The sequence below is a fragment of the Bradyrhizobium sp. G127 genome (assembly GCF_021502575.1).
Lineage (GTDB): Bacteria > Pseudomonadota > Alphaproteobacteria > Rhizobiales > Xanthobacteraceae > Afipia.
Genome location: NZ_JAKFGN010000001.1, coordinates 503,556 through 529,576 on the forward strand (window position 1 = coordinate 503,556; position 26,021 = coordinate 529,576).

General features: G+C 58.8%; 26 protein-coding genes, 1 tRNA gene and 1 pseudogene. 16 read left to right on the forward strand and 12 right to left on the reverse strand.

What is annotated here, in order from left to right; genetic code table 11:
* Positions 1-28: 28 nt before the first annotated feature.
* Positions 29-790, forward strand: a complete 762-nt coding sequence (locus LVY71_RS02450; RefSeq protein ID WP_235097855.1) for a VOC family protein — start codon at positions 29-31, stop codon at positions 788-790.
* 136 nt (positions 791-926) lie between these two features.
* Complete coding sequence (locus LVY71_RS02455) at positions 927-1,709, forward strand: SDR family NAD(P)-dependent oxidoreductase (protein ID WP_235097857.1); 783 nt, start codon at positions 927-929, stop codon at positions 1,707-1,709.
* Positions 1,710-1,748: 39 nt separating this feature from the next.
* On the opposite strand, the gene LVY71_RS02460 is transcribed toward LVY71_RS02455, so the two are convergent.
* From LVY71_RS02460 to LVY71_RS02475, 4 genes and pseudogenes are all read right to left on the reverse strand, one after another.
* Positions 1,749-2,021, reverse strand: a complete 273-nt coding sequence (locus LVY71_RS02460; protein WP_235097859.1) for a GlsB/YeaQ/YmgE family stress response membrane protein — start codon at positions 2,019-2,021, stop codon at positions 1,749-1,751.
* 83 nt (positions 2,022-2,104) lie between these two features.
* Complete coding sequence (locus tag LVY71_RS02465; protein WP_235097861.1) at positions 2,105-2,716, reverse strand: YidB family protein; 612 nt, start codon at positions 2,714-2,716, stop codon at positions 2,105-2,107.
* A gap of 131 nt (positions 2,717-2,847) precedes the next feature.
* On the reverse strand, positions 2,848-3,255 hold the full coding sequence (locus LVY71_RS02470) for a VOC family protein (RefSeq protein ID WP_235097863.1): 408 nt from the start codon (positions 3,253-3,255) through the stop codon (positions 2,848-2,850).
* 82 nt (positions 3,256-3,337) lie between these two features.
* Positions 3,338-3,620, reverse strand: a pseudogene (locus LVY71_RS02475) (hypothetical protein).
* 76 nt (positions 3,621-3,696) lie between these two features.
* Here LVY71_RS02475 and LVY71_RS02480 point away from each other — a divergent pair.
* Positions 3,697-4,212, forward strand: a complete 516-nt coding sequence (locus tag LVY71_RS02480; protein ID WP_235097864.1) for a CAP domain-containing protein — start codon at positions 3,697-3,699, stop codon at positions 4,210-4,212.
* On the opposite strand, the gene LVY71_RS02485 is transcribed toward LVY71_RS02480, so the two are convergent.
* A complete protein-coding gene (locus LVY71_RS02485; protein WP_235097866.1) occupies positions 4,202-5,023 on the reverse strand; it encodes a tetratricopeptide repeat protein in 822 nt (273 codons plus the stop codon). The genes LVY71_RS02480 and LVY71_RS02485 overlap by 11 nt on opposite strands.
* Before the next feature lie 159 nt (positions 5,024-5,182).
* Here LVY71_RS02485 and LVY71_RS02490 point away from each other — a divergent pair, with 159 nt between their 5' ends.
* The 5 genes from LVY71_RS02490 to hxsC all read left to right on the forward strand — a co-directional run bounded on the left by LVY71_RS02490 (position 5,183) and on the right by hxsC (position 9,771).
* Positions 5,183-6,304, forward strand: coding sequence for an alpha-hydroxy acid oxidase (locus tag LVY71_RS02490; protein ID WP_235097869.1), 1,122 nt, complete (start codon positions 5,183-5,185; stop codon positions 6,302-6,304).
* Between the two features lie 122 nt (positions 6,305-6,426).
* Positions 6,427-6,503 (forward strand) — tRNA-Arg (locus LVY71_RS02495).
* A gap of 321 nt (positions 6,504-6,824) precedes the next feature.
* The gene (locus tag LVY71_RS23005; protein ID WP_492234366.1) at positions 6,825-7,136 is read left to right on the forward strand and encodes an HxsD-related protein; all 312 of its coding nucleotides are present in this window, start codon (positions 6,825-6,827) and stop codon (positions 7,134-7,136) included.
* The gene (gene hxsB / locus LVY71_RS02500) at positions 7,133-8,596 is read left to right on the forward strand and encodes a His-Xaa-Ser system radical SAM maturase HxsB (protein WP_235097870.1); all 1,464 of its coding nucleotides are present in this window, start codon (positions 7,133-7,135) and stop codon (positions 8,594-8,596) included. Before LVY71_RS23005 ends, hxsB begins: the two co-directional genes overlap by 4 nt.
* Positions 8,596-9,771, forward strand: a complete 1,176-nt coding sequence (gene hxsC / locus LVY71_RS02505; RefSeq protein ID WP_235097872.1) for a His-Xaa-Ser system radical SAM maturase HxsC — start codon at positions 8,596-8,598, stop codon at positions 9,769-9,771. The genes hxsB and hxsC overlap by 1 nt, the downstream gene beginning before the upstream one ends.
* Before the next feature lie 307 nt (positions 9,772-10,078).
* Here the strand turns inward: hxsC and LVY71_RS02510 are convergent, their stop codons facing one another.
* Positions 10,079-10,384 carry a hypothetical protein gene (locus LVY71_RS02510; protein ID WP_235100098.1) on the reverse strand — a complete coding sequence of 102 codons (306 nt, stop codon included), beginning with the start codon at positions 10,382-10,384 and terminating at the stop codon, positions 10,079-10,081.
* Positions 10,385-10,388: 4 nt separating this feature from the next.
* Here LVY71_RS02510 and LVY71_RS23010 point away from each other — a divergent pair, with 4 nt between their 5' ends.
* The 3 genes from LVY71_RS23010 to LVY71_RS02520 all read left to right on the forward strand — a co-directional run bounded on the left by LVY71_RS23010 (position 10,389) and on the right by LVY71_RS02520 (position 12,158).
* Entirely contained in the window at positions 10,389-10,559 is a 171-nt protein-coding gene (locus LVY71_RS23010) for a peptidoglycan-binding domain-containing protein (protein ID WP_492234368.1), read from the forward strand.
* Between the two features lie 177 nt (positions 10,560-10,736).
* On the forward strand, positions 10,737-11,585 hold the full coding sequence (locus LVY71_RS02515; RefSeq protein WP_235097874.1) for a hypothetical protein: 849 nt from the start codon (positions 10,737-10,739) through the stop codon (positions 11,583-11,585).
* A gap of 48 nt (positions 11,586-11,633) precedes the next feature.
* Complete coding sequence (locus LVY71_RS02520; protein ID WP_235097876.1) at positions 11,634-12,158, forward strand: hypothetical protein; 525 nt, start codon at positions 11,634-11,636, stop codon at positions 12,156-12,158.
* A 9-nt stretch (positions 12,159-12,167) separates the two neighbouring features.
* Here LVY71_RS02520 and LVY71_RS02525 read toward each other — a convergent pair whose 3' ends face one another.
* The 3 genes from LVY71_RS02525 to LVY71_RS22925 all read right to left on the reverse strand — a co-directional run bounded on the left by LVY71_RS02525 (position 12,168) and on the right by LVY71_RS22925 (position 16,567).
* Complete coding sequence (locus LVY71_RS02525; protein WP_235097878.1) at positions 12,168-14,654, reverse strand: patatin-like phospholipase family protein; 2,487 nt, start codon at positions 14,652-14,654, stop codon at positions 12,168-12,170.
* Between the two features lie 437 nt (positions 14,655-15,091).
* Complete coding sequence (locus tag LVY71_RS02530; protein ID WP_235097880.1) at positions 15,092-15,358, reverse strand: hypothetical protein; 267 nt, start codon at positions 15,356-15,358, stop codon at positions 15,092-15,094.
* A 39-nt stretch (positions 15,359-15,397) separates the two neighbouring features.
* On the reverse strand, positions 15,398-16,567 hold the full coding sequence (locus LVY71_RS22925; protein ID WP_235097882.1) for a tyrosine-type recombinase/integrase: 1,170 nt from the start codon (positions 16,565-16,567) through the stop codon (positions 15,398-15,400).
* Positions 16,568-16,805: 238 nt separating this feature from the next.
* On the opposite strand from LVY71_RS22925, the gene LVY71_RS02540 reads away from it, so the two are divergent.
* From LVY71_RS02540 to LVY71_RS02560, 5 genes are all read left to right on the forward strand, one after another.
* Positions 16,806-17,282, forward strand: a complete 477-nt coding sequence (locus LVY71_RS02540; protein ID WP_235097884.1) for a hypothetical protein — start codon at positions 16,806-16,808, stop codon at positions 17,280-17,282.
* A complete protein-coding gene (locus LVY71_RS02545; RefSeq protein ID WP_235097886.1) occupies positions 17,279-17,518 on the forward strand; it encodes a helix-turn-helix domain-containing protein in 240 nt (79 codons plus the stop codon). Before LVY71_RS02540 ends, LVY71_RS02545 begins: the two co-directional genes overlap by 4 nt.
* A 376-nt stretch (positions 17,519-17,894) precedes the next feature.
* A complete protein-coding gene (locus LVY71_RS02550; protein WP_235097889.1) occupies positions 17,895-18,467 on the forward strand; it encodes a hypothetical protein in 573 nt (190 codons plus the stop codon).
* Positions 18,467-18,817, forward strand: a complete 351-nt coding sequence (locus LVY71_RS02555) for a hypothetical protein (RefSeq protein ID WP_235097891.1) — start codon at positions 18,467-18,469, stop codon at positions 18,815-18,817. Before LVY71_RS02550 ends, LVY71_RS02555 begins: the two co-directional genes overlap by 1 nt.
* A gap of 77 nt (positions 18,818-18,894) precedes the next feature.
* Positions 18,895-19,929, forward strand: a complete 1,035-nt coding sequence (locus tag LVY71_RS02560) for a DUF4417 domain-containing protein (RefSeq protein ID WP_235097892.1) — start codon at positions 18,895-18,897, stop codon at positions 19,927-19,929.
* On the opposite strand, the gene LVY71_RS02565 is transcribed toward LVY71_RS02560, so the two are convergent.
* From LVY71_RS02565 to LVY71_RS02575, 3 genes are all read right to left on the reverse strand, one after another.
* Positions 19,916-20,806, reverse strand: a complete 891-nt coding sequence (locus LVY71_RS02565; RefSeq protein WP_235097894.1) for a hypothetical protein — start codon at positions 20,804-20,806, stop codon at positions 19,916-19,918. The genes LVY71_RS02560 and LVY71_RS02565 overlap by 14 nt on opposite strands.
* Positions 20,807-21,685: 879 nt before the next feature.
* Positions 21,686-24,325 carry a hypothetical protein gene (locus LVY71_RS02570; protein ID WP_235097896.1) on the reverse strand — a complete coding sequence of 880 codons (2,640 nt, stop codon included), beginning with the start codon at positions 24,323-24,325 and terminating at the stop codon, positions 21,686-21,688.
* A complete protein-coding gene (locus LVY71_RS02575) occupies positions 24,315-25,961 on the reverse strand; it encodes a site-specific integrase (protein ID WP_235097898.1) in 1,647 nt (548 codons plus the stop codon). The genes LVY71_RS02570 and LVY71_RS02575 overlap by 11 nt, the downstream gene beginning before the upstream one ends.
* Positions 25,962-26,021 lie beyond the last annotated feature (60 nt).

Below are 26,021 nucleotides of genomic sequence, written 5' to 3' on the forward strand. Positions count from 1 at the left end.
AGGAATTGGCGACCCGGAGCGCGCGGCAATGATAGAACCCCCGAGGCTGCGGCAGATCTGTCTTGTCGCGCCGCGCATTGAGCCGGTGGCCAGCGACATCGCCGCCATCATGGGGCTGAACATCTGTTACCGCGATTCCAATGTCGCGCAGTATGGCCTCGAAAATGCACTGCTGCCGGTCGACAGCATGTTGCTGGAGGTGGTGGCGCCGTTCCGCGACGGCACCGCCGCCGGGCGCTTCATCGACAAGACCAAAGGCCGCGGCGGCTACATGGCGATCTTTTCCTGCGCCGATCCGCGCGAGCGGCAGAAAAACGCTGACAGCATCGGTGTGCGCACCACTCATGTGATCGACCGCCCGCCCTATCTCGGCGTCCAGCTTCATCCACGGGATTGCCGGGCGGCTTTCATCGAATTCAATCACACGGCGGGCAGCGACAACATTCGCGGGCCTTATCCGCCGGCGGGCCCCGACTGGCACAAGGCCATCCGCGACGACGTCACCTCCGCCTTGACCGAAGTGGTGCTGACGAGCCCCGATCCGCAAGGGCTGGCGGATCACTGGGGCCGCATCGTCGGCATCCCGCCTGTGAGCATGGGTGCCGGACCGGAGATCGTACTGGTCAATTGCAGAATCCGCTTTGACAAGGGCGAGACCGAGACCATGAGCGCGCTCACATTCAGGGTTCGCGATCGGCCGGCGATTCTCAAGGCTGCGGACTCCCGGGGCTATCCGGTCACCGGTCATTCGTTCTTCCTCGGCGGCGTGGATTTTCATCTGACGTTGTGAGCGATCCTATTCCGCGCAGTCGCGATGCATCGCACATCTGCCATTCGCTCGCGGTCTCCGGCGTAAAAGCGCTGTTCCGGGCCGCGATTGACCATTAGATTTCGCCGCAACAACAATCTCGCAACAGGGACGACAGATGGCCAAGGATGGATTGACAGTTATCGTGACGGGTTCGGCGTCGGGTCTGGGGGCCGCATCCGCCGCCATGCTGGCGAAAGAGGGCGCGCGCCTCGTGATCAATTATTCATCCAGCCAGAAAGAAGCTGAAGCGACTGCGGATGTCTGCCGGAAAGCGGGCGCGGAGGTTGTTGTCGTTCAGGGTGATGTCTCGCGCGACGAGGATTGCAGGAAGATCGTGGCCGCCGCTGCGCCATGGGGCAGGCTCGATGCCTTGATCAACAATGCCGGCACCACCAAACACATGGATCACGGCAATCTTGACGGTCTCTCAGCCGATGACTTCCAGCGCATCTTCGCCGTCAACGCCATCGGGCCCTATCAGATGATCCGCGCCGCGCGCGCGTTGCTCGAAGCCGGCGCAGAAAAGTCCGGGCGCTCTTCTTCCGTGGTGAACGTCTCGTCGGTGGCGGGCGTCGCCGGAATCGGATCGTCGCACGCCTATGTCGCGAGCAAGGGCGCGCTGAACAGCATGACATTTTCATTGGCCCGCGCGCTGGCGCCCGCCATCCGCGTGAATGCGGTTTGTCCGGGCTATATCGATACGCCGTGGTTTACGAAGGGGCGCGGCGCGGAGGCGGCCAAGATGGTCCGCGACATGGTGACGGAGAAATCGCCGCTCAAGATCGCGGCGTCAGCCGACGATATTGCGGAGCTTGTCTGCTTCCTCGCAAGCCCGGCATCGCGCACCCTCACTGGCGAGGTCATGCGTATCGATGCCGGCGCGCATCTTATCTGGTAAAGGCCGGTCCGATTTGATTGAACCGGCTCTGTCGCCGGTTCAGATCTTGTTGCCCGGATCGGACACGACGCCGCGCGCCACCAGCCGGTTCCAGATGAACAGGACGACCAGGGCACCGATGGTTGCGGTGATGAAGCCCGCACCCTGGTTCGCATCATAGTGACCGATGGCCTGGCCGATGAAGGTCGCGAGAAAAGCACCGGCAATTCCGAGGACGATGGTCAGGATGAAACCTGTCGGATTATTCGGGCCGGGGGACAGCAGCCGGGCAACGAAGCCCGCGATCAGTCCGACAAAGAGCACGTAAAGCATTGCCGATATCCTCTATGAATGAAATCTCGAATGGCCGTACGTGGTGCGGAAAATCTAGCCCCCACGTTCGCCCGTCGCGTCGATCAAAGCCAGCGTGAGGCTTCGCGTTCGGTCGGCAGCCGCCCGTCGGGCGTGAGTTGATTGACCACATCGGGCAACTGTTTGGCGAGAGCCGAAAGCAACTCATCGCGCGACAGGCCCGTTTGCGACGTCAGCGCATTGATATCCTCCGCGCCGAGTGCGCCGGCGAGATCGTTCGGTGAAATCGGCTTATTGGGGCCAGTGCCGACCCACGAATTCGCCGTCTCGGTGTGACCGCTTTCCTGAAACTGCTTGAGCAGATCGTTGAGTCCGCCGCTGAGCGCGCCGCCGGCCGCGCCGCCTGCAAGCAATCCGCCGAGCGCGCCACCCAGCGGGCCCTTCATCAGGTCGCCAAGTCCGCCGCCGAGCAAACCACCGAGGCCGCCGCCGTCCGTGCTTGCTGTTGTCGTGCCGGGCAATTGCTGCGGGGGCGGAGCGGAGGGTGAATTACCGGCCGGGCTCGTCTTGCCGCCGCCGAGATGCTTGACCGCCTTGTAGGCAAGAAGGGCGAGGATGGCCATGGTCATCGGCGACATGCCGCCGCTGTCCTTGCTTGGCTCGCTCGGTCCGCGCGGGCCGTTCTGCATACCGTTGAGAATGTCGAGCAAACCCATGGTCGTCTCCTGTCGTCGCTTCAGCCCCGGACGAAGACTAGTTGCTGGCCATGACGGTTACAAGGCAGGATGGGTTCAAGCGGAGCCGCTTGTCCCGCGAGAGCGGGCGGGAACCGCAACAGCGTGCTGCGCTACGCGTATGATGAGATTTCGATCAGGCTTCCGTCCGGATCGCGGCAATAGACAGAGAGAATCGTTCCTCTCGCGCCCTGCCGTTCACAGGGACCTTCTTCTATTGCGACGCCGCAACTCTTGAGGTGATCGACAACCTCTTGCGGTGACGCCTTGGTTAGAAAGCAAAGATCGTCGCTGCCCGCGGCCTCGTGGTCCGCCGTGAACCATTTGTCCTTGCTGGTCGAGACCGGACGCAGGTTGATTTTCTGATCGCCGAACAGCATGGCAATGCGCTTCGGCTCGCCCTGGCCGGGGTCGAAGTCGCTCCGCTTCATGCCGAGTACGCTTGCGTACCAGACGGCGGATTTCTCGGCATCGGTGACGTTCACCACGAGATGATCGAGGGCATTGATTTCAACGGGCATGGGATGTCCTGCGCAACTTTAGAAAATTGAGAACAATCATCCGGTGAATGAAAAAGGAGGGCGATTGCCCTCCCTTGCTATCCTACCAGTGCCGGCCGCGCCAGCCGCCGCCATAGCCCCAGCCGCGTCCGTAGTAACGCGGTCCACCATAGAAACGCGGCCCTCCATAGTAACCATATGCTCTATAATAATTCGGACGCCACCAGCACCGTCCCCAGGGATTGCAGACCCAGCGGGACGTGTTCCACATTCTTCATGGTATCCGCGGTCGCAGGCAAGCCATTCGGCATCGCCGATGCGCCGCCGGCAGAAAGTGCGGCGCTTCCGAACGCAGCCAGACCGATGACCGCAAGTTTGAGTTTCATGTTCTCCTCCCTATGCATGTTCTCCTCCCTATGATTGAATCACGAAACGCAATTGAGAGTAAAAAGTTGCTCTTAAATGTGGCCTCGCGAAATCGGCCGTAGTTTTAATGTCGATGAATGGGTGTTCATCGAACTCTGCGTGCTGTCGATCTTTAACGAAGGTTCAAAGATGAAAATCCTTTCCCTCATCGCTGTCTTCGCCTGGGGTCTGCTGACGCCTGCCATCGCAGCGGACTATGCAAGTCAGATCAGCGCGTATCGGCGCGCCCACGGGCTTTCATCGGTTCAGATCGACAGCCGCCTGAACGCCGTCGCTCTCCGGCAGGCGCAAGCCATGGCATCCAGCGGAACGGTCAGTCATACGGCGGGCGGCAGCTTTACCTCGCGTGTGGCGGGGCTGCGCAAGTCGAAGGCGGCTGAGAATATCGCAGCCGGCTTTACGAGCTTTAAGGAAACTCTCAAGCAATGGGAAAACAGCGCGGGCCATCGCGAAAATCTTTTGATGCCCGGCGCGCGCAAGGTCGGCGTTGCATCCGTCGCCAATCCAGCGTCGCCCTATCGCATGTTCTGGGCGATGGTGATCACGGATTAGCTGCGCGCGCCTGCGCGAGGGCCGCGATCTCACGGAGCCGTAACTCGGGATGCTGCATTAGCGCGGCTGCGATGTCGCCGCACATCTCGACGGGCGTCGTCGCAACTGCAAGACGAAGCAACGGAACAGCTTCGTCCACCAGGCCGCGATCGAGCAGCAATTGGCCGTAACGGTATTGGCCGCGAAAGTCACCTTCGTCGGCGGAACGGCGATACAACCGGACCGCTTCCGCCATATCCTGCTTGCATCCCCAACCGTGTTCGTAGCAACGCCCGAGCATGTTGAGCGATTTCATGTGGCCCTGGGCCACGGCCCTGGTGAAAAGCTCGAACGCTGTATCCGGATCGCGCCCGACGTCTTTGCCGTCGAGCAGCCGGCATCCGAGATTGTACTGAGCCCAGTCGTAGGATTTCTCCGCAGCGGCGCGATAACACTCCACGGCCTTCGCGTAATCGACCGGCGTGCCCCATCCGAGATCATGACAGCGGCCGAGCATGTTGACCGCATCGGGACGCTTGCTCAGCGCGGCGATGCCGAACCACCGGAACGCCGCTTCGGGATCGCGTTTGGTGCCGTAGCCGTCGAGTTGCATCTGCGCCCAGTGAAGCTGAGCGTCGGTGTTGCCGTAAGTGGCCGCCGCTTGCACCCAGCGCGCCGCCTCGGCAGGGCTTTTGGTGAGCGCGGCTTTCCACCCCTCGTCGCTAAGATTCTGAAGCTGACTGAGATAAACCGGTTCGCGGGCTGCTTGCTTCTGCCGTCGTTTGCCGAAAAGACGGAAAGGAATGAAACGCCGCAACGAGAGCCTGGACACAATATAATACCTGCTGGGGACGTCGATTTCGACGATTGTCATAGCAGTATAGCGCGGGCGCCCGCGCTGCGGCAATGAACTGGCACGGGTGGCGCGATTACCGGACTTTATCATAATCTGCTAGGTGACTGGGCAACGACGTGACGAAAGAACCGGCCGATGAATGCGCCTCTCGCCAAATTGCAGCAGATCCCTGCATCCATTGCATCGGTTGCCGATTACGAATCCCTCGCGCGCGACCGTGTGAGCGAGCAGGCCTGGGCCTATGTGGCGGGCGGCGCTGCGGATGAATGGACGCTGCATGAGAACTGCGCGGCGTTTCAACGCCTCTCGCTGCGCGCCAGTGTGTTGTGCGATCTGAGCGGCGGCAACACCCGGCTGTCGCTGTTCGGCCAGACGTTTGCCTCGCCGATCTTTCTCGCACCCATCGCCTACCAGAAACTGGTTCATCCCGATGGTGAACTGGCAACAGCTCTTGCTTCGGCTGCGGCGCAGGCCTGCATGATCGTAAGCACGCTCGCGAGCACGTCGCTTGAGGAGATCGCGCAGCGGGCTGCGGCACCGCTCTGGTTTCAGCTCTACTTCCAGCCCGACCGTGAATTCACCCGCGACCTTGTGCAGCGCGCGGAAGCCGCCGGTTATCGCGCGCTCGTAGTGACGGTGGATGCGCCGGTCAACGGCATCCGCAATCGCGAGCAGCGCGCCGGATTTAGCCTGCCGGCCGGAGTAAAGGCGGTCAATCTGCGCGGCATGCGCCTGCCCTCTCAACACGCTGGCAGGGCCGGCGAAGGAATATTGCTCGGCGGGCCGCTGCTGGCGTCGGCGCCAACTTGGAAAGACATCGCGTGGCTGAGGTCGCTGACCAGCCTTCCGATCCTGATCAAGGGCATCATGACCGCAGAGGATGCACGGCGTGCGGTTGCGGAGATGATGGACGGCATCGTCGTGTCCAACCATGGGGGCCGCACCCTCGATACACAGCCGTCCACAATCGATGTTCTGCCAGAAATCGTCGACGCGGTCGCGGGACATGCCCCCGTCCTGCTGGACAGCGGCATTCGCCGTGGCAGCGATATCTTCAAGGCCCTTGCTTCGGGCGCGGCGGCCGTGCTGGTTGGCAGACCTTATATCCACGGCCTTGCGGCCGCTGGCGCCGTGGGGGTTGCGCACGTTCTGCATATCCTGCGCGCCGAACTCGAAGTCACCATGGCGCTGACAGGATGCCGGGATCTGGCGGCCATCAACTCATCATGCATCCGCCCGACGTTACGCCCTTCCTGATGTGTTTCTTTATTTGTGAGGGCCGCTTACTACGCGGCGGGGTAGCGGCGGCATGCGCTCTCTGGTATGGAAGTGCGGAATCTCTCATCGCCTCGCCGATATTCGCGGCAAGGCATGCGACCGGTCCCGTAGCTCAGCCGGATAGAGCGGCGGTTTCCTAAACCGTAGGTCGGAAGTTCGAGTCTTCCCGGGATCGCCAGCCTTTCAACTCTAGAAACCCCTGCGAATTGGGCGTTTATCGACTTTCTCCATTTGTTCGCGCACCGATTTTGGTGCCAGTTCGTCGATTCCGCCTGGTTCGAGCAGTACGTGTGATTACAAGCAGTTACACAGGGTACCGTCTGCTCCATGCAACACGGATGCAACACGAGGAGGTCGGCTGCCGCCTGACGCGGACGACCGCCGCGAAGTAAAATAACGCGCCTGTAGACGAGGCTTGGTGGCGCTCGGTGAGACTCAAAACTTGCGCATCCGATGGTCCTGAGCGAGCATCTCGCGGGGATATGTCTGGGGGAGTGGAGTGACCGCAAACGCTGGCGACGACGCTGTTGCGTTCCGAGTTGAGTTCGATGCGCGCGTCCACTCGGAGCAGGCCCTGTTGCGGGCTTGTTACTCTCTCGACCATCTCTGTGTTTTCAAAATCGAAAACCAAAATGACCGTCGCTTCGTCTATTGTTCGCCTCGACGCGGGGTCGAAGGCATTGAGCCTTTACTTCGTTCGGCCGTGATCGATTTTTCAGTGCGTGAGAGCGTGGAAGCCAGAACGGGAGATCTACGTAATCTGATTTGGCGAACTGCGTTCGCCGAAGCCCGCGGGAGCGATACGAAATGAGCGAGCTTGCCAATTCGCTCGAGGCTTACCAACTAATGCCTTTTCGATTCCGGCGCCTCGAACGGACTCCGGATACCGTTCTAGTGACATCAGAAGCTGGTGAGCACGCCTTCCTCGAAGAAAGCTCTTTCAATCAGCTTGTGAATTTGAAGCCGTTAAACCTTGGGATAGCCGACGACCTCGACGCCCGACAAATTCTCTGTAGGGATGACCGCTCGCTTGCGGTGAGGCTCCTTGCCACAAAGCTAAGGACGCGCAAATCTTTCTTGCGGCACGGGCCATCCTTGCACATTTTTGTCGTCACACTGTCTTGCGATCATTCGTGCGCTTATTGCCAGGTTTCGCGCCGCATTGGCAGCGCCGAGATGCCTGAAGGTGTCGCAGTTGCCGCTGTGGAGCGGATGTTCGAATCCCCGTCACCTGATCTCACTGTTGAATTTCAGGGCGGTGAGCCGCTGCTTGCATTTGATCGAATATCCCAGATCGTCAGACTCATCGAAGCCCGCAACGTTGATGGAAGGAGGCGTATTCGGTACACACTTACTTCCACGCTACATCACCTCGACGAGCGCGCGCTTCAGTTTCTGCAGCACTACAATTTTCACGTATCGACATCGCTCGACGGCCCGGCCAATCTGCACAATGGAAACCGGCCGTTGCCAACGCGAGATTCGCACACAAGAACTCTCGAAGGTATCGCAAAGGCGAGGGCCGCTCTTGGCATCGATGGCGTTGCGGCGCTGACGACTTTAACGAAGGCATCCCTGGAACAACCTGAAGCGATTGTTGACGAGTATGTTCGTCTAGGATTTCGCTCTGTCTTTCTGCGGCCGCTCAGTCCATTCGGTTTCGTAGCGCGCGCCGCGCGACGAATGGAGTACGGTACATCAGCCTTTCTCACATTCTACGAGCGCGCCTTGGGCCATATTCTCGATCTAAATGCGAGGGGCGTTGAAATCGAGGAGGTATACACGGCCATTCTGCTAAAGAGCATCTTCACCTCATATTCAACTGGCTATGTCGATCTGCGTTCTCCGGTCGGCGCAGGTTTCGGTACGCTTGTCTATAATTATGATGGTGATGTTTACGCCTCCGACGAGGGGCGGATGCTGGCGGAGATGGGTGATAAATCCCTGCGGATGGGTAGCGTTCAAGATTTCTATCGCGACCTGATAGATTCCGATGCGATGCATCTTCTCGCAGCCAGCGGCCTTGCAGAGTCGCTTCCCGGTTGCGCGGATTGTGCTTTCGTCCACTACTGCGGCCCCGATCCGGCAAGGTCGCTTTCGTCGGCGGGAGAGCCTGCGGGACACCGTGCCTGGAGCGATCATTGCGGACGTCACACCGGCATTTTTGAGCTCCTCTTTGGCATTGTGCGCAAAGCAAATCCCGCCACCATGCGAACCTTCGACCGTTGGGTGCACGGAAGTCCGGGTGTGGACCGCGCGGAGTGCGCCTAATGTCGCTGGCGCTACATCTACGGGGCAAAATTTGTGGTCCGTTGCAACCAGGCCTCTACAAAGTGCTTAATGCCCGCGAGGCGATCGAATTGCGGGTGCCGTTGGAACGCGTCCTTATCGATTTTCGCTCAGGCTGCGATGTTGAAGCTGAGGCACTGAGGTCCATAGGCGTCGGCGGCGCGCTTCGCGAGTCGGAAGTTACGGGATTTCCGCTACCGTTTCTTCAATCACTTTCTATCGCCGCCGCAGTGAATGTCGGTGACGTAATCAGGCTTCAGCCGAGTGGGAAGATCAATGTCCTCTTCCGCAGGGGCGCAAACGCCAATACTCTTTTCCTAACGGAGAACTGCAATAGCCTCTGTGTGATGTGCAGCCAGCCGCCTCGTGAAGTCGATGACTCCTGGCGAGTGGATGAGATCCTCGATCTTCTCCCGTTAATTGACCATGATCTCGATACCCTCGGTCTGACAGGAGGCGAACCAACATTGCTCGGCGGGCGCCTTGTCGAATTGCTTGAGGCAGGAATGAGATCGCTCCCCACGACTACTTTCCATATTCTTACGAACGGGAGGCGTTTTCTGGATCGGGAATTCGCCGCAGCGTTCGATAAGCTCAGGGGCAGGGTCACTTGGGCCGTGCCGCTCTATGCAGATAATGCTCGTCTACACGACGAGGTGGTTGGTTCAAAAGGAGCATTCTCTGAGACAATGCATGGCCTGCATAATCTCGCGGAATATGGCCACAGCATTGAACTACGGACAGTCCTGCACGGGATGACGCTCCCGCGAATAACGCAGCTTTGTGAGTTCATCAGTCGCAATCTTCCGTTTGTACAACATGTGGCGTTGATGGGCATGGAGCCAATGGGTCTAGCCCGCACAAATGCACCTAGGCTTCGGTACGATCCAGAGCGATTGGGCCCCACGATCCTTGCAGGAACAAGTCGGCTGCACCAAGCGGGACTGCGGGTGTCCCTTTATAACATCCCGCTTTGTATGTTGGATCCTGTCCTTCGGCCGTTCGCTAAGAAGAGCATTTCTGACTGGAAAAACGAATTTGCGGCCGCTTGTGAAGATTGTGCACTCAAGGACGATTGTTGCGGATTTTTTCGATCGGCAGATCAAGAATGGCGGCGCCGCGTCGCGCATCCGCAACTGGCTACGGCGGCGGCATGAAGAGGGATTGGAAAAAGTTTCTTCGGGACGTTCTGGCATGGACCGTGCCCGTTGCGGGAACGGTTACGGTTTGGTCTCAAGCCAATGCACTTGTGTCACGAGACCACAGCGGGACTGATCTGCGCTCCGGTGGTAGCGGCTCGCCATTGACCTTCGAGCGACCTAACTACATCGATGGACCTGATATTTACGCAGCGCACCGAAGTCACTCGAGCCATCGCAGCCACTCGAGCCACAGGAGCCACTCTAGTCATTACTCCGGAAGCGGAGGTTCATATTCTGCTCCATTCTATGTGCCTCCGCCCGTCTACACGCCGCCTCCCGCAGACAGCGCGAAGCAGACTCCCAAAGCAGCAGCGCCCTCTGCACCTGGCGCGTCGCCGTCCACCTCGACGGAGCCTTCAACCATGGCGCCGGCGACATCTTCCCGCCCGCCGACCGTAACGTCGGCTCCGCTTCCACCGGTGAGTGGGGTCGCCCCCTTGCCATCTCCTGCACCACCGGCGCCGTCGCTGGCGCCACCCATGCAATTGGTACCGCAGCAGAGACTGGTTTCGCCGCCTACGACACCGCGGCCACCGCCGGCGGTCAGACCGCAGAACCCGGAGATCATGGTTATGCGTGTTCAACTCGAGCTGAGGGCACGTGGGCTATACAGCGGCCCAGTCGACGGAAAGTTGAGCCAGGAAACGCAAAATTCCCTCAGAGCATTTCAAATCATCAATAAGCTTGGTGAGACCGGCACGATGGACAATGGGACGTTGGCTAAACTCGGAATTGTCTATTAGAGGCGCAATCTGCGCGGCAGCCTACGTTGCGAAACTTCTGAGCAACTCCTGCAGTTCTCAGCGCACTAAGGCTGTTTCTTGAGTTTTCAGAGTAACTTAAGGTTATCACGCAAAGGTTGTGCGCGAGATAAATATCTACTAACTTGAAGCCTTCGAATTTCCGGCAGGCGTTCAAAAATGAGATTTTCGACTTTTATTGCAGTGCTGGCGTTAGCCAGCTTAGCGATGCTGCATTCTGCGACCTACGCCAAGGATTATACTTGCGGCGCGCTCGGATTGACCGAAGACGTTCTTCAGGACGGCGCTATTTTTGCTCAAACGGACGCAGGCTGGACGCGGTTTACGTCGGTCTCCGCGTTGAACCTTGCGGCGCCCAAGAAGCAAATGTTCGCTTACGTCGTTCGTCCCTTTTTCGGGAACGACAGGCGCGGAATTCTTGTCATTAAATCGAACCGCACAGCATTGGCCGGCGACAATGAAGAGCTGACAAAAAAAGTTCTGTTGGTTCGAAAAGACGTCAAGAGCGATGAGGGGTGCGACAGCGTGCCAGACTTCCCTCGGGAAGGATTACGAATTCCAACCCAAGCCTACGAAGACTACCATGATTATCCAGCGCGAGATCCGGCGTCTGTCCGCGCAGTCGAAAAGGTCATAAAGAGTTTCCACTTTGCTTATCGCTCCGATGCAAAACGCCGCTGCGTGCGCACGGACGACGATAGCTATGATAGTTGGCCTTGGAACCAAAACAGCAATCGAGCCCAATTCTCTTTCAATGAGCATGTGGTCGCGAGCGGAGTACTAGGGGAATGGCGATTGGTTTTTCCCGTGGCGTCTCCTTTTGAAAGAACGGCTGACAATCGGACGCGGGTGGTCAAATACCAGACATCGAACGGAAACGCCTGTGTGACTTTTGCAATCCCATTGGTTCCTCAGGAGTATATTATACGAATCAATGACTTGGAAGGTCGCGAAGCCCCGCCCTCAAATCGCCGCTTGCGAGAGAAACGTTGGCCAGGTCTTAACTGAGTATTATTGGAGTAGCGTAATGATAGGCGCGATCCGGGAGGCTTCGCTTTGAGTATTCTCGCCAACCAGAATCCTGCGGACGGAGGAAGCTACCGCCACGCTGCAGCGGAGATCGTGGCCGTTGCAGCCGGCTGCCTGCTGTTCGCCGCAAGTAGGAAATTGGTTTGGGGCCGTGAAGAGTCACTCGCCGAAGTGGGACTGTGGGCACTCGCGATTCTGCCTTACGCAGGCTATTTCTTCGTTATGAAGTTCGCGCCGTCTTCGCGCGCGGCCGTCGAGAGCGCTGACTTTCTTGCGATTTGGACTTCTTCGCTTTTAGCTTTCGTACTTCTACGCATTACTTCTTTGTCGAAGTTCTACGAGAATTCGATTTACGACACGTTCGGGCCGGGTACGCTTCGGTATTTAGTACTCTCGGCGATCTACATCGGATTGGGGTTTGTCGCCGTTGTTGCGTGGCGATTTCTTAGAACTCGTTTTGATAGCTTGGGTGGCGTTCTCATACAGAGACTCGTCAGCTTCTTTCTAGGCGTCGCGCTCTTTCTCAGCGGCATTTTCCTAATTGCGCTCTAGAGCCCGCAGCTAGGTAGATTTGGTTGCTCTGACTTTCGAGTAGAGCGTAAGTCTGTCCCACCTCACCAAAATTTTCGCAGGCTCGAACTCGATGCCAAGTCCGAGAGTATCAATAGCGTTCTTCATGTTTATGTAGCCGACATCCCGATAGGCCTCGATTTGTTGAGGAACGAAAAACTGATTGGTGGTGGATTGGTGTGGGAAATCGGGATACTGCGCGCGATATCCTTTCGCAGCAAAACTGGCGTCTGATGCCAGCGATAGTTTCACATATACAAGAACCCCGACTTTTCCATCAGGATACTCAATCGGAGCGGCGAAGAAGGGCTTCCGAACAAAGCGGACGCCATCCGGGTACCCCGGATGCGGTTGAGAAATGAGCTCGTCCAGCCGTCCCTCGAGGTTTATCCGCACATTAAAGTCTTCAGCAACACGCTGAACAACAGAATAGAGGGCGGGCATCGAGCTCGGGGCATCTTGCTCCCCATCCAACGTAACGATGATCGACACCTTCCGCCGTATGAGTTCATAAATTCCCAGATTGTCGAAGTGTCCACCGTCCGAGAGCTCGATGAACGAGGAATCACTCCGAAATCCAGATAGAGTCATGCCGTATCGAAAGCCAGGATTGAAATGATTTGGCATTTGGATTCGGCCTTTCGCTTCCCTCTTGTTGGGACGCCCGACCCATAATCCCAACCGCAAATTCAGAAGCATAAGAACAATCGAAAGGAGTCGGTCGCGTGTTACGCCGGCCCCGACGTAGGCCGCATTTGCGTTGAGCGCAGCGCCGGAGGCCGCCATCCCAGACGCTAAGCTTATCGGCCCGTGTTTGGAAATATGACGTGTTGTGACCTCCCAGCCAGTCGCCGGGGAGCCCACGTGTAGCGGAGTCAGAACGAAGCTATCTCCCCCGCGCGACATGATCGTTCGATCAGGATCGTTTACGAGTACTGCATTCGTATTCAGGATGGGGAAGGGGATAGGTCGCTTCGAACCATCCGGGTCAAGCCGGGGTGGCCAGAGTTCGGAGAGCGATAATCGGTCGGCGTCGGGGGAAGCGCCGACCAAGTTGTTTTGAACGCTCTCCGTAGATGGCATGAAAGCTTCCATCAGCCGATCGCGGTAGAAACGATGCAGGCCCACGTAGTTTACATTCGTGCGAAACGTCAAAAATATCGCGACGCCGCTTAGACCGAGAACGGCTCCCCGCAAAAGATTTTGCTTAGTCGAGTCGGATCCGACAACACACTCCGGGCAAAGAATAAGCTGTGCAATTAAGTATGCCCCGATGCCTAGTGCGTAGATAAACACCCCCGACGCGGCCATAAGGATCCAGCGAACGGCATTGCTCGGCGGCTTGTTTTGCGCTTGCGCCCCATGACCCGCGAAAGCGGACACAAGACCACTTACAGCCGCGGTGGCGGCGGCGGCCAATTTTAAAAGTGGGTCGGGATTGTTCGCTAACAGATACGGCACAACAGGAATCGTCGAGATAGCGAAGGCAATCAAAATCCGCGGAAGCCAACTACCAGCAACCACCTCCATAGCCCGTCGCCATTCGTAATTCATCGACATGTCTGCTCCCCGCACCTGGAGAACCCTGACGACGACAAAAAGAAGTGCAACTACGGTGGTGGTTATCGCAAGACCCTGAAGAATCGGACCGGCTTTTACGGCGATCTCCAAAGTAACCAAGCTTACGGCGACGGAGAGCGCGAGTGCAGCCTGAACGATCAAATACAGTCGACGTTTGGATATAGAGACGTGGTCGCGGTCTTTAGCGGGCGAGATCATCGTATCCAATGCAAATCCGAGCGCCCAAACCGTGAAAAATATAACCCCAAGGAAACCGGCTAAGGCTGAGAGTCCGAAAAACGTCTCCACAGGCCATGTCTTTGCGCACGACTCTCCGCACTGCCATCGTACTAAAATAGGAGAATAGAAGTTCGGCATATCCCTCAAAATCGTGTCGAACAATCTACAGATCACGACGCAGACCCACATCGCGAGGGCCGCGACTGGCAGCCAGGTTATGAGATTCAGAAAAAGAGTTCTGATCGTGACCGCGGTCATGGACCAAATACTCAATCCGTTCCCTGGTGTAAGGTATTTCCCGTGATTTCTGAGATAAGAAAGCCGCTTATCTTTTAGTTCATCGTGAGACTTGAGCGACCGATCGACTCCAAACGGAAAGTCGGATTTCTGGGTACCGCTCGAAGCATCCGTGCGCCAGAGCCACTGGAGTGCGGACGCAATGTAGCCGCCGCCCGAAACACTCGACATATAGTCAAAGTTTTTTAGGACGCCGTTGGCGCCAAGCGCCTGAAGAGCTCCTAAGCAAAAGATAGCCGACCGAATTCCTCCCCCCGATAGCGCAACGCCTGTCCACTCGTTGGCGTCGTATCGCTCTCGACCTCGTGCAATCTCTTCCTTCTCCCGCTCAAGCAGCTTCTCAATATCGTCTCTGCCGTAATAAAATTGGTCCGAAGACATAACTTCGTTCCTTCAAAATAAACGTGGGTGTAGGAGAGTAGACAACCAGGCAAGCCCACAAAGGAGCAAGCGGGTGGTGTAAGTAGCGCTTAGCGATGCATAGAAATAATTCTGGTCGTTCAGGGAGTGTAAATTAATTCTCCTCGGGTTGGCCAGCACGTCGGTAAGTCTGACGGAGCTTTTAGGCATTTGGCAAGGTCAATATTCGGATGGCACGACCGCGACAGAGCCAGTATCGGTGTAATCGTCGTATCTTCTAACCGGCGACAGTTGCAGTTGGCGATCCACGCGTCCCCTGCTTTTTGAAGGCGATCGTATCGCGGGCGGGGACAAGGGTGCGGACGAACGCGGGGTTGCGAATGGCTCGTCTGCACCAAGGATGATCCTCTGCCGGAAGTCTGTAGTGCCGAAGCACGAAGGCCACCCGTTCCGGCCGCTTAGCCGGCGACTGGTGTTTTGCGGGAAGAGACGATCAGGTGGCCTTCCTCAACTTGTCGCGAGAGTTCTTGGCTTTGGGACAGATCGCATACGGCGCTTGGCATTGGAGTCTCGTGATCTATTGCTAACTGATGCACACGCCGGAATCTGTTTGGCGTTGCCCAGTTGACTGACTCTCGTCCGCCAGCCAGCGTGCTCAAACCGCCGCATACCGGCTTCGATGTTTGGACGGCCCCAAAAAAAGCGGCGATGATAACTTCAGCCATGCATTTTCTTGTGTTTAAACGCAACTGTCGTCGATAGCATCAACTGGCCAGCACGATAGATTGGGTGCGTTGCGTCGCCTTCTCGACATCCATGCGGGCCTCGAACAGATAGCCGTAGGTGTCGAAGGTGAGGTCGATCGACGCGTGGCCCATCATCGTCTGGATCCTCTTTGGTGAGAAGTCGGCTTCGATCCAAACCGAGGCGCAAAAATGCCTCAGCGCGTGCATGCCGTACTTAGCGACGAGCTTGACCGTCTTTGTTCCGTCTTTGTCGACGATAACCTTCCTGTTGCAGACTCCGGCCTCGATTTGGACGAGGCGTAACCAGCGGTTCATGATGTTCGAATGGTTCTGCACCGTGCCGGTCGAAGTCGGAAAGACTAGGCCATAGTCGCTCTTCGGGCAGCGCAGCTTCCACTCTTTGAGCGCCTTGGCGACGATCTTTGGAAACACGATATCGCGCGTCCCGGCATCCGACTTGGGCGAGCCGATGTTGCCCCAGCGGTCGGCGCGCCTTGTCACGGACATTCTGTTATTCTTGAGGTCGACGTCGCTCCAACAAAGCGCGCGGAGCTCGGAACCGCGCAGGCCACAGAAAACGAGGACGAACAACATGGCGAGCCAGTCAGTCCAGTTCTCTGTCGTCGTGTCGATCATCGACCGGACTTCCTCGAGCCGCGGCATCGGCGGACGCTTCTTGTTCCTTTTGCCGTGCTTGTAGGGCGCGAGCGAGATGACGTTCTTGACCACCCATCCCTTCCGCTGGGCATAGCGGAGCACGGCACCCACTTCGATGCGGACGCGCCGGACAGTCTCCCTGGACAGCGATTTTTCCAGCACGTCCTCATAGAGAGTATTGGCATCGGCAACGGTGAGTTCGCCGATCTTGCGATCGCCGATGAGCGGTACCGAGTAGTCGCGCATCCGCTGCTCGTAGACGTCGATCGTCGTCTTTTCTAGTCCGTTTCGCTTGCAGTCCTTAATCCATGCATCCGCAGCTTCCTTGAACGTAGGGGATTCGCCGGCGGGCACGTGGGTGCCCTCCGCGATCTCCGAGCGCGCCGTGACGAGCCATGCGTCGGCCTCTCGGCGCGTCGCAAATTGTCGGTGCCTGCGCTTCTTTTTCAGGTCCCGATAGTCGACCTGCCAAGAGACGGTCCTCTTCTTTGTTTTCGGGTTGGTTACAAAACGCTTCCGGATACTTGCCACTTGACACCGCCTCTTACTGGGAATATCCCATTTACTTAATGGGTATATCACAGTTAGCAATGTCGCCGGTCAACCCTTTAAACTCGCTTGGTTAATGGCAAACTCTCGTGAATTGGTGGAGTGCATAGCGACGGTCACGGGCCGACCCGTGCCCAAGATTGTTGGCCATATGAGAAACTTGCGCGAGGCCAAGCCGAGTTTGGTGACGACCGGTGGAAGAGGGATCACTGCTCCGCGCATGACGGCCGCCGACGCAGCCTCTCTTGTTTGCGCCGTCTTTGGCTCGGAATCGGTGCAGGAGAGTGTCTCGACTCTCGTCGCGTTGAAGAGCCTTCCTGCATCGCCACACGGCGTCCGTGTACGACGGCCGATACCTCACGAAGACAGAGCACGGATGGGACCCCTCTTCACACTCGGACTGGAGCCGTCACATACGATCGTCGACGGACTGGCAGCAGCAATCGAGCTCTTCGACAGGGAGGAAGAACTTCGTCAACATTTCGGTCCGCATGCACGGAGGGGCGAGGAGACCGGAATCTATGCGAGATTCACGGTCCATTATCCAGAATACTTCGCTTCGCTTACGGTCGGCGTGCATGGTCAGTTTTCGGAGGGATGGATCTACGGCCAGAAGCGCCAGCGGAAGTTCAGGCAGATTCGTGAGTGCGATGAGGGCGCGTTGCGCGACATCGCGACGTGCTTGAGGACGCCATGATCATGCGCGACCCTGGGGATGAGGAGCGCGGGAGTGGTGATCTATTGGCCGGAGGGGATCAGATCACGGAGTTCCTATTTGGAGCAGTGGATGATCGCCTGCGGAGGCGAGTCTACCATCTCGCCAAAGACCACGAACTCCCCGCCTTCAAAGTCGGCAGCACTCTCTACGCGCGAAAGTCCAAGCTTCTGGAGTGGATCCAGCTTCATGAGAAGCGTCCGCTATTTCCCAAGTGAATGCCACCTGGAGCGGGCCACGTGCCCACAGGAGGGGCGCAGGAGTCGGATGAGCCAATATTCGGTTTCCGCAACCAAACCCCCGAATACACCCCGTAAAAAAGTGGGTTGCCTGATGCCGTGGCATTCTTCGCCCATTCCCTGTGACCTGAGTATTCGTAACCAAGCTCCGTGCTGGAACGCAGCGGGTCGTCTACTAAACCGACTCGGGGTATCGCAGGCTCGCCTGCCGCGGCGCTCCGTACGGGTGCACCGCAGGGCCAAAGATGCATCCGGCAACTGCTTGAATCTTTGTAGGTTTTGGGGTGATACAGAATCTAGTTGCATTTGGGGCGCAAAACCCCCTATATGTATCTCACTAATCGCAGTGAGATAAATGAAGAATCTTTCCCTTCCCATGCTTCGACCCGGCAACGAGCCCATCTTGGCGGGACGGCTCACGGGCAAACGCGCCTTCGTCACAGCCCTTGAGGCGCTGCCAGAAATGGTCGAGCCCACACTAGTCCTGCTTGATTTCCGTAATGTGGACTTCGCCACTTCGAGCTTTCTCAGCGAGGTGGTGCTGCCGCTGCGCGATCACCTGCGTTTTCGCCATCCGCCGGGCTACGCCGTTGCCGCGAATCTTTCCGACATCGTGCGCGAGGAGATCGAGGAGATGTTGCGCCGCTCGGGCGATGCATTGCTCACTTGTAGGACCGATACCGAGGGGCATATCCGCGACGTACAGCTTTGCGGAAATCTCGAGGACAAGCTTCAAGAAACGCTCACCCTCGTCAGCCGCAAACGCGAAACGACCGCTGCCCAGCTACATGCTGAATCGCGGACCGTCGATGCTGTAGGTCCGACCGCATGGAACAACCGGCTCACGGCTCTAGCCGCGAAAAGTCTGGTCGTAGAAGTCCTGCAAGGCCGGACCAAGAAGTACCGGCCTGTTCTAGAGGTGAATTAATGGGACTCGATTTCATCCGGCTGACGGCCCCAGTCTTCACGCGCGCACTTGATCGCCGCGCCATCGAGATGCGCACGCCGAAGCTCTTCGGACGCGACATGGCGATTGTCTCGCGTACTGCGATCGCGGACATCTGCGGCGGTGCCGAGGTGATGGTGGGAGAACGGATACTGCTCCGCATGATGAAGGACAAGATCGTGGCGCAACGCGGCAATCTCGTGATCGCCGAATGTGTTAGCCCACCCGCTGAATTTGTAGCGCACCTGAACTCAGGGGCGGGTGTGGCACGGGGCGAGATTAAGTCCCTGCAACCCATCAGTCAGACCGTGGAGATTGGCATTTGCGACTGACGCCCCCGACACAGGAGGAGGTTGCCCGGAGCCTACGTCGCGAGCGGCGCCGGTGGGATGAAGGCGATGCACTGCCGATGGCGCTCGGATGCGCCGCCTGTATCGACCGTGAACTATGCGGCGGCGTGCGCAAAAAACAGGACTCATATTGGTGCTTCGACGATTGCTGTGGCGATCCAACCACCTGCGACGGCATGTGCCCGCGCAACGAAGCGGGCTTCATCGAGCGTATGCGCGAAATCAACGGGCTTGAGCTGGACAATCTACCACGCACGCAGCCCTGCCCCGCAACCGGCATTCCATCCTATGTTCCCTACATCTATCACGGCAACCGCCGCGCCTTGCCGCTCGACATACCGGCAGTCGCCCTGCCGCTGCGCCGATTCTACCGGTCCGACGGCAGCGTTGCGTTCACCAGCCGAGCGCACATCGAGGCTACCTTCGGCATCGCGCCGGGCACGCGCATCGTGCTGATCGGCAGCGGACGCGACAAGCCGATCGAAGCGTGGTGGGGGCTCAGCGACCAACGTCGCACGGTCATCGCAGCGTTGCGTGCGCTCGGCATCTCCCTAATCACCGGGCCGAACTACTCGATCTTCACCGACGAGGTTCGCTACAATGACATGTACAACATGAAGCGCATCGGCACCGCGTGGCAGGAGATCGTCGCCGGCGGCGTGCCCGGCGCCTATCACCTGAACGCGCGCACGCCACAGGACTATCGCCGCCTCGCGAGATTCATCGGTGAGCGCGAGGAAGTGAGCGAAGTGGCGTTTGAATTCAAGACCGGCGCATCTTGGAGGAAACGACGCTTGTTCCATCTCGCCGAACTGGCCCAATTGGCGGGTCGCGTGGGCCGTCCGCTCAACCTAATCATGGTTGGCGGCATCACCGCCCTGCCGATGCTTGCCGCCGCCTATGCAAAGATCACTTACATCGACACTTCGGCGTTCATGGGTGCTGTCCACCGCCAACGGATCTACGTTGCCAATGACGGCAAGATGCGGAAGGTCTCCGAGCTCACATTGACCGGACAACCGGTGGACGGGTTGGTGGCCGACAACATCGCGACGATGCGGGCGCGCGTCGATGGTTTTCTTAATGGCGCGTAGAAGAACCCGGCATCATCGGTCGGCAGCGCACCGCCGCCAGAAATCCTTGAAACGGGGTCTTCTGCGCCAGCCGCGCGGTTTTTAGCTCGGGCTGAGGTCCGCTGATCAGCAGGGCGTGGTCCCCCGAACGGAAACGCAAATCCGCATTCAAATGCGCAAGCCCGAGAAAGAGATCGCGGAAACCTAGGCCGTGACCCGACCCACGGCCGTGGCGCGAGACGTTTTCCTGCAAAGCTGCGTGCATTGCTAGGCCGTGGTCGGCGAGATCACCGAATTCTTCAGCCTCGCGGAGCGTCGCGAGCACTCCCACTCCGCCGTCCGCCGCGACGAACTCGAACAATGTCGGCTGCGATTGAAATGCGAGTATGCCGGACGCCGCGCGGCCCGAATGCTCGTGAATATTGGATTCTAGCTCGCGAAGTGCGGCCGCCAGACATTGCGCCGTCCGCTTGTCCAGACCCGCCGCCTCCGCCGCGGCCCGCGCCGCCATCAGGAAACGGTTGCGTTGGACATCGTCGTCTTCATTTAAGGGATCGAAGATCGTACGCAGGAAGCCGCGACGGCCCGCCTGATCCAACCACGAGTTTTGCCGACCCGAGAGCGCCATCCGCAAATCTATCTGCGTTTCGTCATCGAGCCACGCACTGCGCAACAACGGGCCACTGCGGCCATTCGTTTTCTCAAACATCAGCTCGATGAGAGGGCAGACCTCCGCCGCGGCGTAACGGGTCCTCGCTTGTTCCGTAAGACGACCGCGCGCATGGGCGCCGACGAGGTCGTCCACTACCTCAAAGGTCAGGTTCGCATGAGGCTCAACTCGGTCGGGAAAGTTCACAATTTGCTCTGCGATGCTTTCGGGCGAGGACTTCCGGATCATAAGATGCAGACATCTTAAGCGAGTCGCCAAAGGCGTACTATCCGGAGCCCGGCCGTACTTAAGTGGATTTCCCCGGAAAAGCACGCGATGCTGTTTGTGTTCTGCGCGCGCCGGCATCCTTTGCAAATCCTCGCGACACCATCGCCGAGTTGGGAATCACCTAGCACCGTGGAAATTTCTGTGTCCAGTGTCCGACGCATCGCAACACCGCACATTCGATCTCGGTTAACCATGCTGCCGCTTCGATGCGGATCTGCGTCCATTTCAGCTTGTGACCAGCAGCATCGTAGGTTACTTATTGTCACCGATAAAGTTCGTAACCCACAAGCGCGAGTGCACCGAATGCCAAGGCTGCGAAAGAGCAGGGACGACCCGATAGCGAGGCGCTGCGGTAGCGGCTCTCGGATCGCAATGTCGAGATTTCAAGGCGAGGACCAACAAAAATGACAGGCGAGCATTCCATGGGCGGGCTACAATCGAACGCAAAGATGCCCGAGCGCGTCAGACGACGGCCAACTCCTGAGGACTGGTCGGACGACGAATTAATGACGCTTGCTGAAGCGAGCGCATTGTTTTGGCCAGATGGGCCGCTCACCACAACGAGCCTGCGCACCGCCGTCCGCGATCAGGTATTGGAGGTCGCGGAAATCGCGGGGAAGCTCTTGACCAACAAGCGAGCCATCGGCCGCATGTCGGAGTGCCGGCCCCGTCGCGAGAATGAGCCCGTCAGCCCAGGACAACAGAATAGTGTGCCAAGGTCGGTCGCAGAAGTTCGCGCCAAACGCGCACTGGAGTTGGAAAGAACCAGGATGGCAGGCTCCGGCCAAACGCGTTCGAAATGAACATAAGCATCGACGAGCAGTGCGGCCGCTTCTAGCGTCACGCGGCCAATGCGCAACCCGTAAACTGTGCAGTATCGCGGTGCATTGCTTTTAGAGCCGATCTGACCGTGCCCAGAGAGAGTGGCAATCGCCGCTCCTTCCTCAACGTTCGCCAGAACTCGGTGACGTTGTCGACCCTGCCGCCGCGTTTCGCAATCTGACCCACCAGAAAGGCATGCCACTTGGCGAACTCGTCGCGTGACAGCGGCTCGGCGATGGCAAGGTCGAACGTTCCGTTCCGATATTCGGAATAGAGCCGCTGCAACCGCTGTGGGCTGAGCCGGAATAGTTTACCGGCTTGTTCCGAATTCAGCTTCCAGTCGCGCAGCATGCCCGCGATGACCGGAAAATGCGCCCGCAACAGATCCCGTCGAAATGCAGGGACATCGTCCGCTTTTGACCATTTCGCCTTGGTGATGGCGGCAAGACATGCCTTGTCAGCGATCGATAGCGCCGGCTTCACCCGGCCTGCCTTGACGGTGAAGAGCGATGGGTCCGCAGGGTAAATTTTCCGCTGCCCTGCGAGGAAGCCATTGATAGAAGCGAAAGGTAGCGGAAAGCCAAACCGTTTGCGCAACGCGCGACAGAATTCATTGGGCGTCTGCGCATCCGGTCGTTTGGGCCACTCGCGTCGGATGAGCGCGAGCCATTCGGCGTGCTCGCTTGCTGAGACCGGAGGCGCGATGGCCCAGTCGAATACACCGGCCCGATAATCGGAACGCAGTTCGGTCATCAGGCCAATCGGACATCGGAAGAGCTGTGCAGCTTCCGGCATGGTCAGCTTGCGTGCGTCGATCATCTCGAACACGAATGGAAAGTGTTCCTTCAGAATCTCTCGCCGTTGCTCCGACCGGTTGTTCTTCGTCCACAGCACCGACGCAATCAGCGAGATCCGCTGTTCCTCTTCCGGAGTGCGATCCACCCGTGTCGGAGGAACATGTCTCGCGGGTGCCGGCTTCCTCCCGATCGAGCGGACAACGGTCCGGACGAAACCGAATGGAAGACGAAGGCCGAACTTCTTGCGCAGTTCGATACAGAAGGCCCGATCGCCCTGGCCCTCTGGCCGGTTCGGCATCTCCCTGATCACGATCTCGCGCCAGTAATAGCGATCCTGTTCACGGTCGGCGCCAATGGCCAGCTCAAAGGTGCCAGCCTTGAATTCCCCGCGAAGCTCCGAGAGCTTCGTCGGCGAAACCGCAAAAAGCGATGCGGCGTCAGATACGCGGAGCTTGCGGGCCTCAATCAGTGCGAAGACGAACCCCGCGTTTTTGCGCAACAGGGCGCGGCGAAACGCGATGCGACGTTCCGTCTCGGGCCACTTCGTGAGAGCGATTTTGTCAAGACGAGTCCGCTCGTCGGACGAGCAATCGCGGAGCGCGCGGGACGCTCGGTGGTCGGGACGTCCGCGATGTTCTTCTCGATCGGAGCGCGCGAGGCGATTTCTGAAACCGTTCTTCGCGAAGCCGAACAGCGCATCGGCCTCCTTCATGAGAAGGCGACCCTGCGCAACCAGCGCTTCGATGTCGCGGCCGTACGTCGCGAATAACGGCCCGCGTTTGGCAAGACGTTCCTCCCGGTTCTTCGACCAGGTGACGCGCGACAACGCCGCGACCGAGGGAAAAAGCGCACAGGTTGGATCGGCAAACCGGTGCGCGGGAGGAGCATCTTCCCCGATCCTTGCGGATCGATTCCGCAGGTACCGGCGTAACCTGGTAAAGCTTTCCCGCCTCATGCCGAACAGACGCGCGAGCTGGCGGACGGGAAGTTTGCCCGAATCCACGAGTTCGTTGATCTCCGCTTGGTGCTTCCTATAGGCCGCCTCTCTCGCAGCCGCCCGTTCGCGGCGGTTCTTGGGCCAGGTCATGGACGAAAGTTCCGCGATCAACGGGTGCGCCGCCGTCAGATCGCGCTTCGGCTTTCCCAGGAATGACCCTGCCGAGAGGCACGCGTCGTAGGTCGGCGGCAGGGTCGAAGCCGCGAACAATGCATCCCGCTTCTCCAAGGCGATATCGCCGAATGGCCGGAGGCTGTCGCGAAAGGGATCGGTACATTCGATCAGCCGCCGGAGCGCTGGGAAGTTGACCGCCGACGTTTGGCCGCCGGCCATTCGACGCCGAAGGTAGGCTTCCACCGCGTCTTCGCTGCCGGTCGGAGCGCCTTCTCCGGTAAGATTTTTCTCGAAAAAACCGCAGAGCATTTCCGATAGATTGTGGCCCACCCCGAACGTCTCGCCAGCGGCCCACAGGCTTGCGTCGAGAGTCTGTCTCTCGATCGGGCCGTCTGCGGTGGTGAGGAGCCGTGTCGATGCTCCAGCCGGACGCTTGCTCATCCAGTCGCTCAAGATGAGCGCAAGCGCGGGCGTGATCGGTACGTCGAGTAGCTCGTCGCGGAAGGCCACCTTGATCAACCGCCGCTCGGGAAAGCAATTCTCGAAGGTGATCGTGCTAATCGTTGGGGATTTGAAACCGGCGAGGGCATGAAAGCCCATCACCAGTCGTTGACGCGCGGCGTATACCGGGTTGAAGGAGAGGTGGCGTCGCAGCCAGAAGCCATCCTGCAAGAGAACGAAGATGTCGGCGACCGAAATATCGCGCCTGGCGAGCGGAAGAGGGCGGCGTTCGGGGACGTCAGGCGGCATCTGCGACCGCCATGAGGGGGCACTCCGAGAATTTGCGGAGGTTGCAGAAAAGCAGATCGCGATCCTCGAACACCCGCGGCGTGCTCCACTCCTCGTTCAGATGGGTGTAGTAACGCTCGAGCGTATCGGGATGGGTCGAATAGGCGTAGGAAATGCTCATGCGATCCATGCCCGCATGGGTACAGATCGTCACACCGGCATGCTTGAGCATGTGGGGCGTCACGTTCTTCAGCCCGGCCAACTCGCGGACCTCGCGAAAGAGCGCCGCGATGCGATTTTTGGCCAGCTTCCTGCCGTCCGCGTCGTGAAGAACGTTGCGGTAGAGCACGTTCGACTTGCCGCGCGCGTTCCGGTCTTTCGCCTCCCATCCCGGAATAAGGAGGTCGAGGGAACCGAGGAATTTCGATTGGCCGCGACGCTTGTTGGTCACTGTCGCCCACTGCCCTTGGCGAACGATGCGTCCGAGCGAAAGGCTGATATGCCCGATCTTTTCGTCCCAGTGCCACAGCAACTCGGGGAGATTGGCGTTCCGCGTGCCGGAGTAGAAATAGAGCCAGATGAACCGTTCGACGCATTCGTATCGCTCGGCCAATTCATGTCGTCCGATAAGTCTTCCGTCCTTATCGAAAACCCGCCCCCGGCAGGCCCGCAGCAACCGCAGGACGTATGCGAACGGAATATACTTGTAGGCGGTGCCGCGCACCTTGGGCCGATCGATCAGGATCGGTGGGAGTGAGTATTTGCGGCAGAACCAGTTGACGACGCCGATCATGACATCGACGTGGATGCGGGCGGTCATCGACGAAAGATAGTTGACCTCCTCCGCGTCGGTGTCCTGCGTCTTGCTCTGAACGGTGGTGCAGTGGGCGCTGTACTGCCTGCCCGTGTTGATGCCAATCCTGTCCAGCGCGGCATCACCATTGAAGTCTTCGAAGGATTCAAGGATCGCGGCGGCGCGATTCCACGCATCGCGGTCGAGGGCATCCGGATTGTTGCCCGGGAAATGCTCGTCGAGATATTCGGCATAGACGCGCTTCATCGTTACGTCGCGGACCAGTACAGTCCCGAGGATCTCTCGGACCTTCGTCTCGACGAAGTCGCCGAGAGCGTAAAGCGCGCCAAGGTGGCTCTCCACATCCTGGTCGTCGGCGATTTCGATCTCGGTCGATACGCGCTGCGACCGATACTTGATGTAGACGAAACGCGGGCCCTTTCCGCCGCGCCGCCGGACCCACAGACGGGCGCCGGACGGGCGGCGCCCGCGCTTGCGCTTTCCACCCTTCCTGCCGCGTGCCTTTTCTTGGGCGTCGGCGACGTCCGCGAGCCTGCGCGCCCGATCGATCGGCACCCCGTCCATCACGAGGCGGCGGACCATCACTTCGAGCATGTCGACGGACGGTCCGGTGACCTTGCTCCAGCCGGAATACTCGGCCTCGTAGGGAAGCTTCATTTCCTCGCCGAAGGTGGCGATCATCCGCTCGCGCGCGAGCCGCCGAACCAGCGCGAGATCCTTCTCGGCAAGGCGCTTTTGACGTCCATCCCGTCGGGCCCCAGCGATGAGGTTGTCGGCAGCGCCGATCCAGGCAGGGCCTGCAAAAGGAGACAACCTTGAACTTTGAACGATGGCGCCGCTCACGTCGCTTGACCTCCGGACTAGGAAGTGATTCCGTCAGATTTGCACTAGTTTAATATGTTA

What these genes read in the sequence shown, in the direction of transcription:
- LVY71_RS02450 (WP_235097855.1), top strand. Translation starts at nt 29, where the DNA reads ATGATAGAACCCCCGAGGCTGCGGCAGATCTGTCTTGTCGCGCCGCGC.
- LVY71_RS02455 (WP_235097857.1), top strand. Translation starts at nt 927, where the DNA reads ATGGCCAAGGATGGATTGACAGTTATCGTGACGGGTTCGGCGTCGGGT.
- LVY71_RS02460 (WP_235097859.1), bottom strand. Translation starts at nt 2,021, where the DNA reads ATGCTTTACGTGCTCTTTGTCGGACTGATCGCGGGCTTCGTTGCCCGG.
- LVY71_RS02465 (WP_235097861.1), bottom strand. Translation starts at nt 2,716, where the DNA reads ATGGGTTTGCTCGACATTCTCAACGGTATGCAGAACGGCCCGCGCGGA.
- LVY71_RS02470 (WP_235097863.1), bottom strand. Translation starts at nt 3,255, where the DNA reads ATGCCCGTTGAAATCAATGCCCTCGATCATCTCGTGGTGAACGTCACC.
- LVY71_RS02480 (WP_235097864.1), top strand. Translation starts at nt 3,697, where the DNA reads ATGTGGCCTCGCGAAATCGGCCGTAGTTTTAATGTCGATGAATGGGTG.
- LVY71_RS02490 (WP_235097869.1), top strand. Translation starts at nt 5,183, where the DNA reads ATGAATGCGCCTCTCGCCAAATTGCAGCAGATCCCTGCATCCATTGCA.
- hxsB (WP_235097870.1), top strand. Translation starts at nt 7,133, where the DNA reads ATGAGCGAGCTTGCCAATTCGCTCGAGGCTTACCAACTAATGCCTTTT.
- hxsC (WP_235097872.1), top strand. Translation starts at nt 8,596, where the DNA reads ATGTCGCTGGCGCTACATCTACGGGGCAAAATTTGTGGTCCGTTGCAA.
- LVY71_RS02510 (WP_235100098.1), bottom strand. Translation starts at nt 10,384, where the DNA reads ATGATCTCCGGGTTCTGCGGTCTGACCGCCGGCGGTGGCCGCGGTGTC.
- LVY71_RS23010 (WP_492234368.1), top strand. Translation starts at nt 10,389, where the DNA reads ATGCGTGTTCAACTCGAGCTGAGGGCACGTGGGCTATACAGCGGCCCA.
- LVY71_RS02515 (WP_235097874.1), top strand. Translation starts at nt 10,737, where the DNA reads ATGAGATTTTCGACTTTTATTGCAGTGCTGGCGTTAGCCAGCTTAGCG.
- LVY71_RS02525 (WP_235097878.1), bottom strand. Translation starts at nt 14,654, where the DNA reads ATGTCTTCGGACCAATTTTATTACGGCAGAGACGATATTGAGAAGCTG.
- LVY71_RS02530 (WP_235097880.1), bottom strand. Translation starts at nt 15,358, where the DNA reads ATGGCTGAAGTTATCATCGCCGCTTTTTTTGGGGCCGTCCAAACATCG.
- LVY71_RS02540 (WP_235097884.1), top strand. Translation starts at nt 16,806, where the DNA reads ATGACGGCCGCCGACGCAGCCTCTCTTGTTTGCGCCGTCTTTGGCTCG.
- LVY71_RS02545 (WP_235097886.1), top strand. Translation starts at nt 17,279, where the DNA reads ATGATCATGCGCGACCCTGGGGATGAGGAGCGCGGGAGTGGTGATCTA.
- LVY71_RS02550 (WP_235097889.1), top strand. Translation starts at nt 17,895, where the DNA reads ATGAAGAATCTTTCCCTTCCCATGCTTCGACCCGGCAACGAGCCCATC.
- LVY71_RS02555 (WP_235097891.1), top strand. Translation starts at nt 18,467, where the DNA reads ATGGGACTCGATTTCATCCGGCTGACGGCCCCAGTCTTCACGCGCGCA.
- LVY71_RS02560 (WP_235097892.1), top strand. Translation starts at nt 18,895, where the DNA reads ATGGCGCTCGGATGCGCCGCCTGTATCGACCGTGAACTATGCGGCGGC.
- LVY71_RS02565 (WP_235097894.1), bottom strand. Translation starts at nt 20,806, where the DNA reads ATGATCCGGAAGTCCTCGCCCGAAAGCATCGCAGAGCAAATTGTGAAC.
- LVY71_RS02570 (WP_235097896.1), bottom strand. Translation starts at nt 24,325, where the DNA reads ATGCCGCCTGACGTCCCCGAACGCCGCCCTCTTCCGCTCGCCAGGCGC.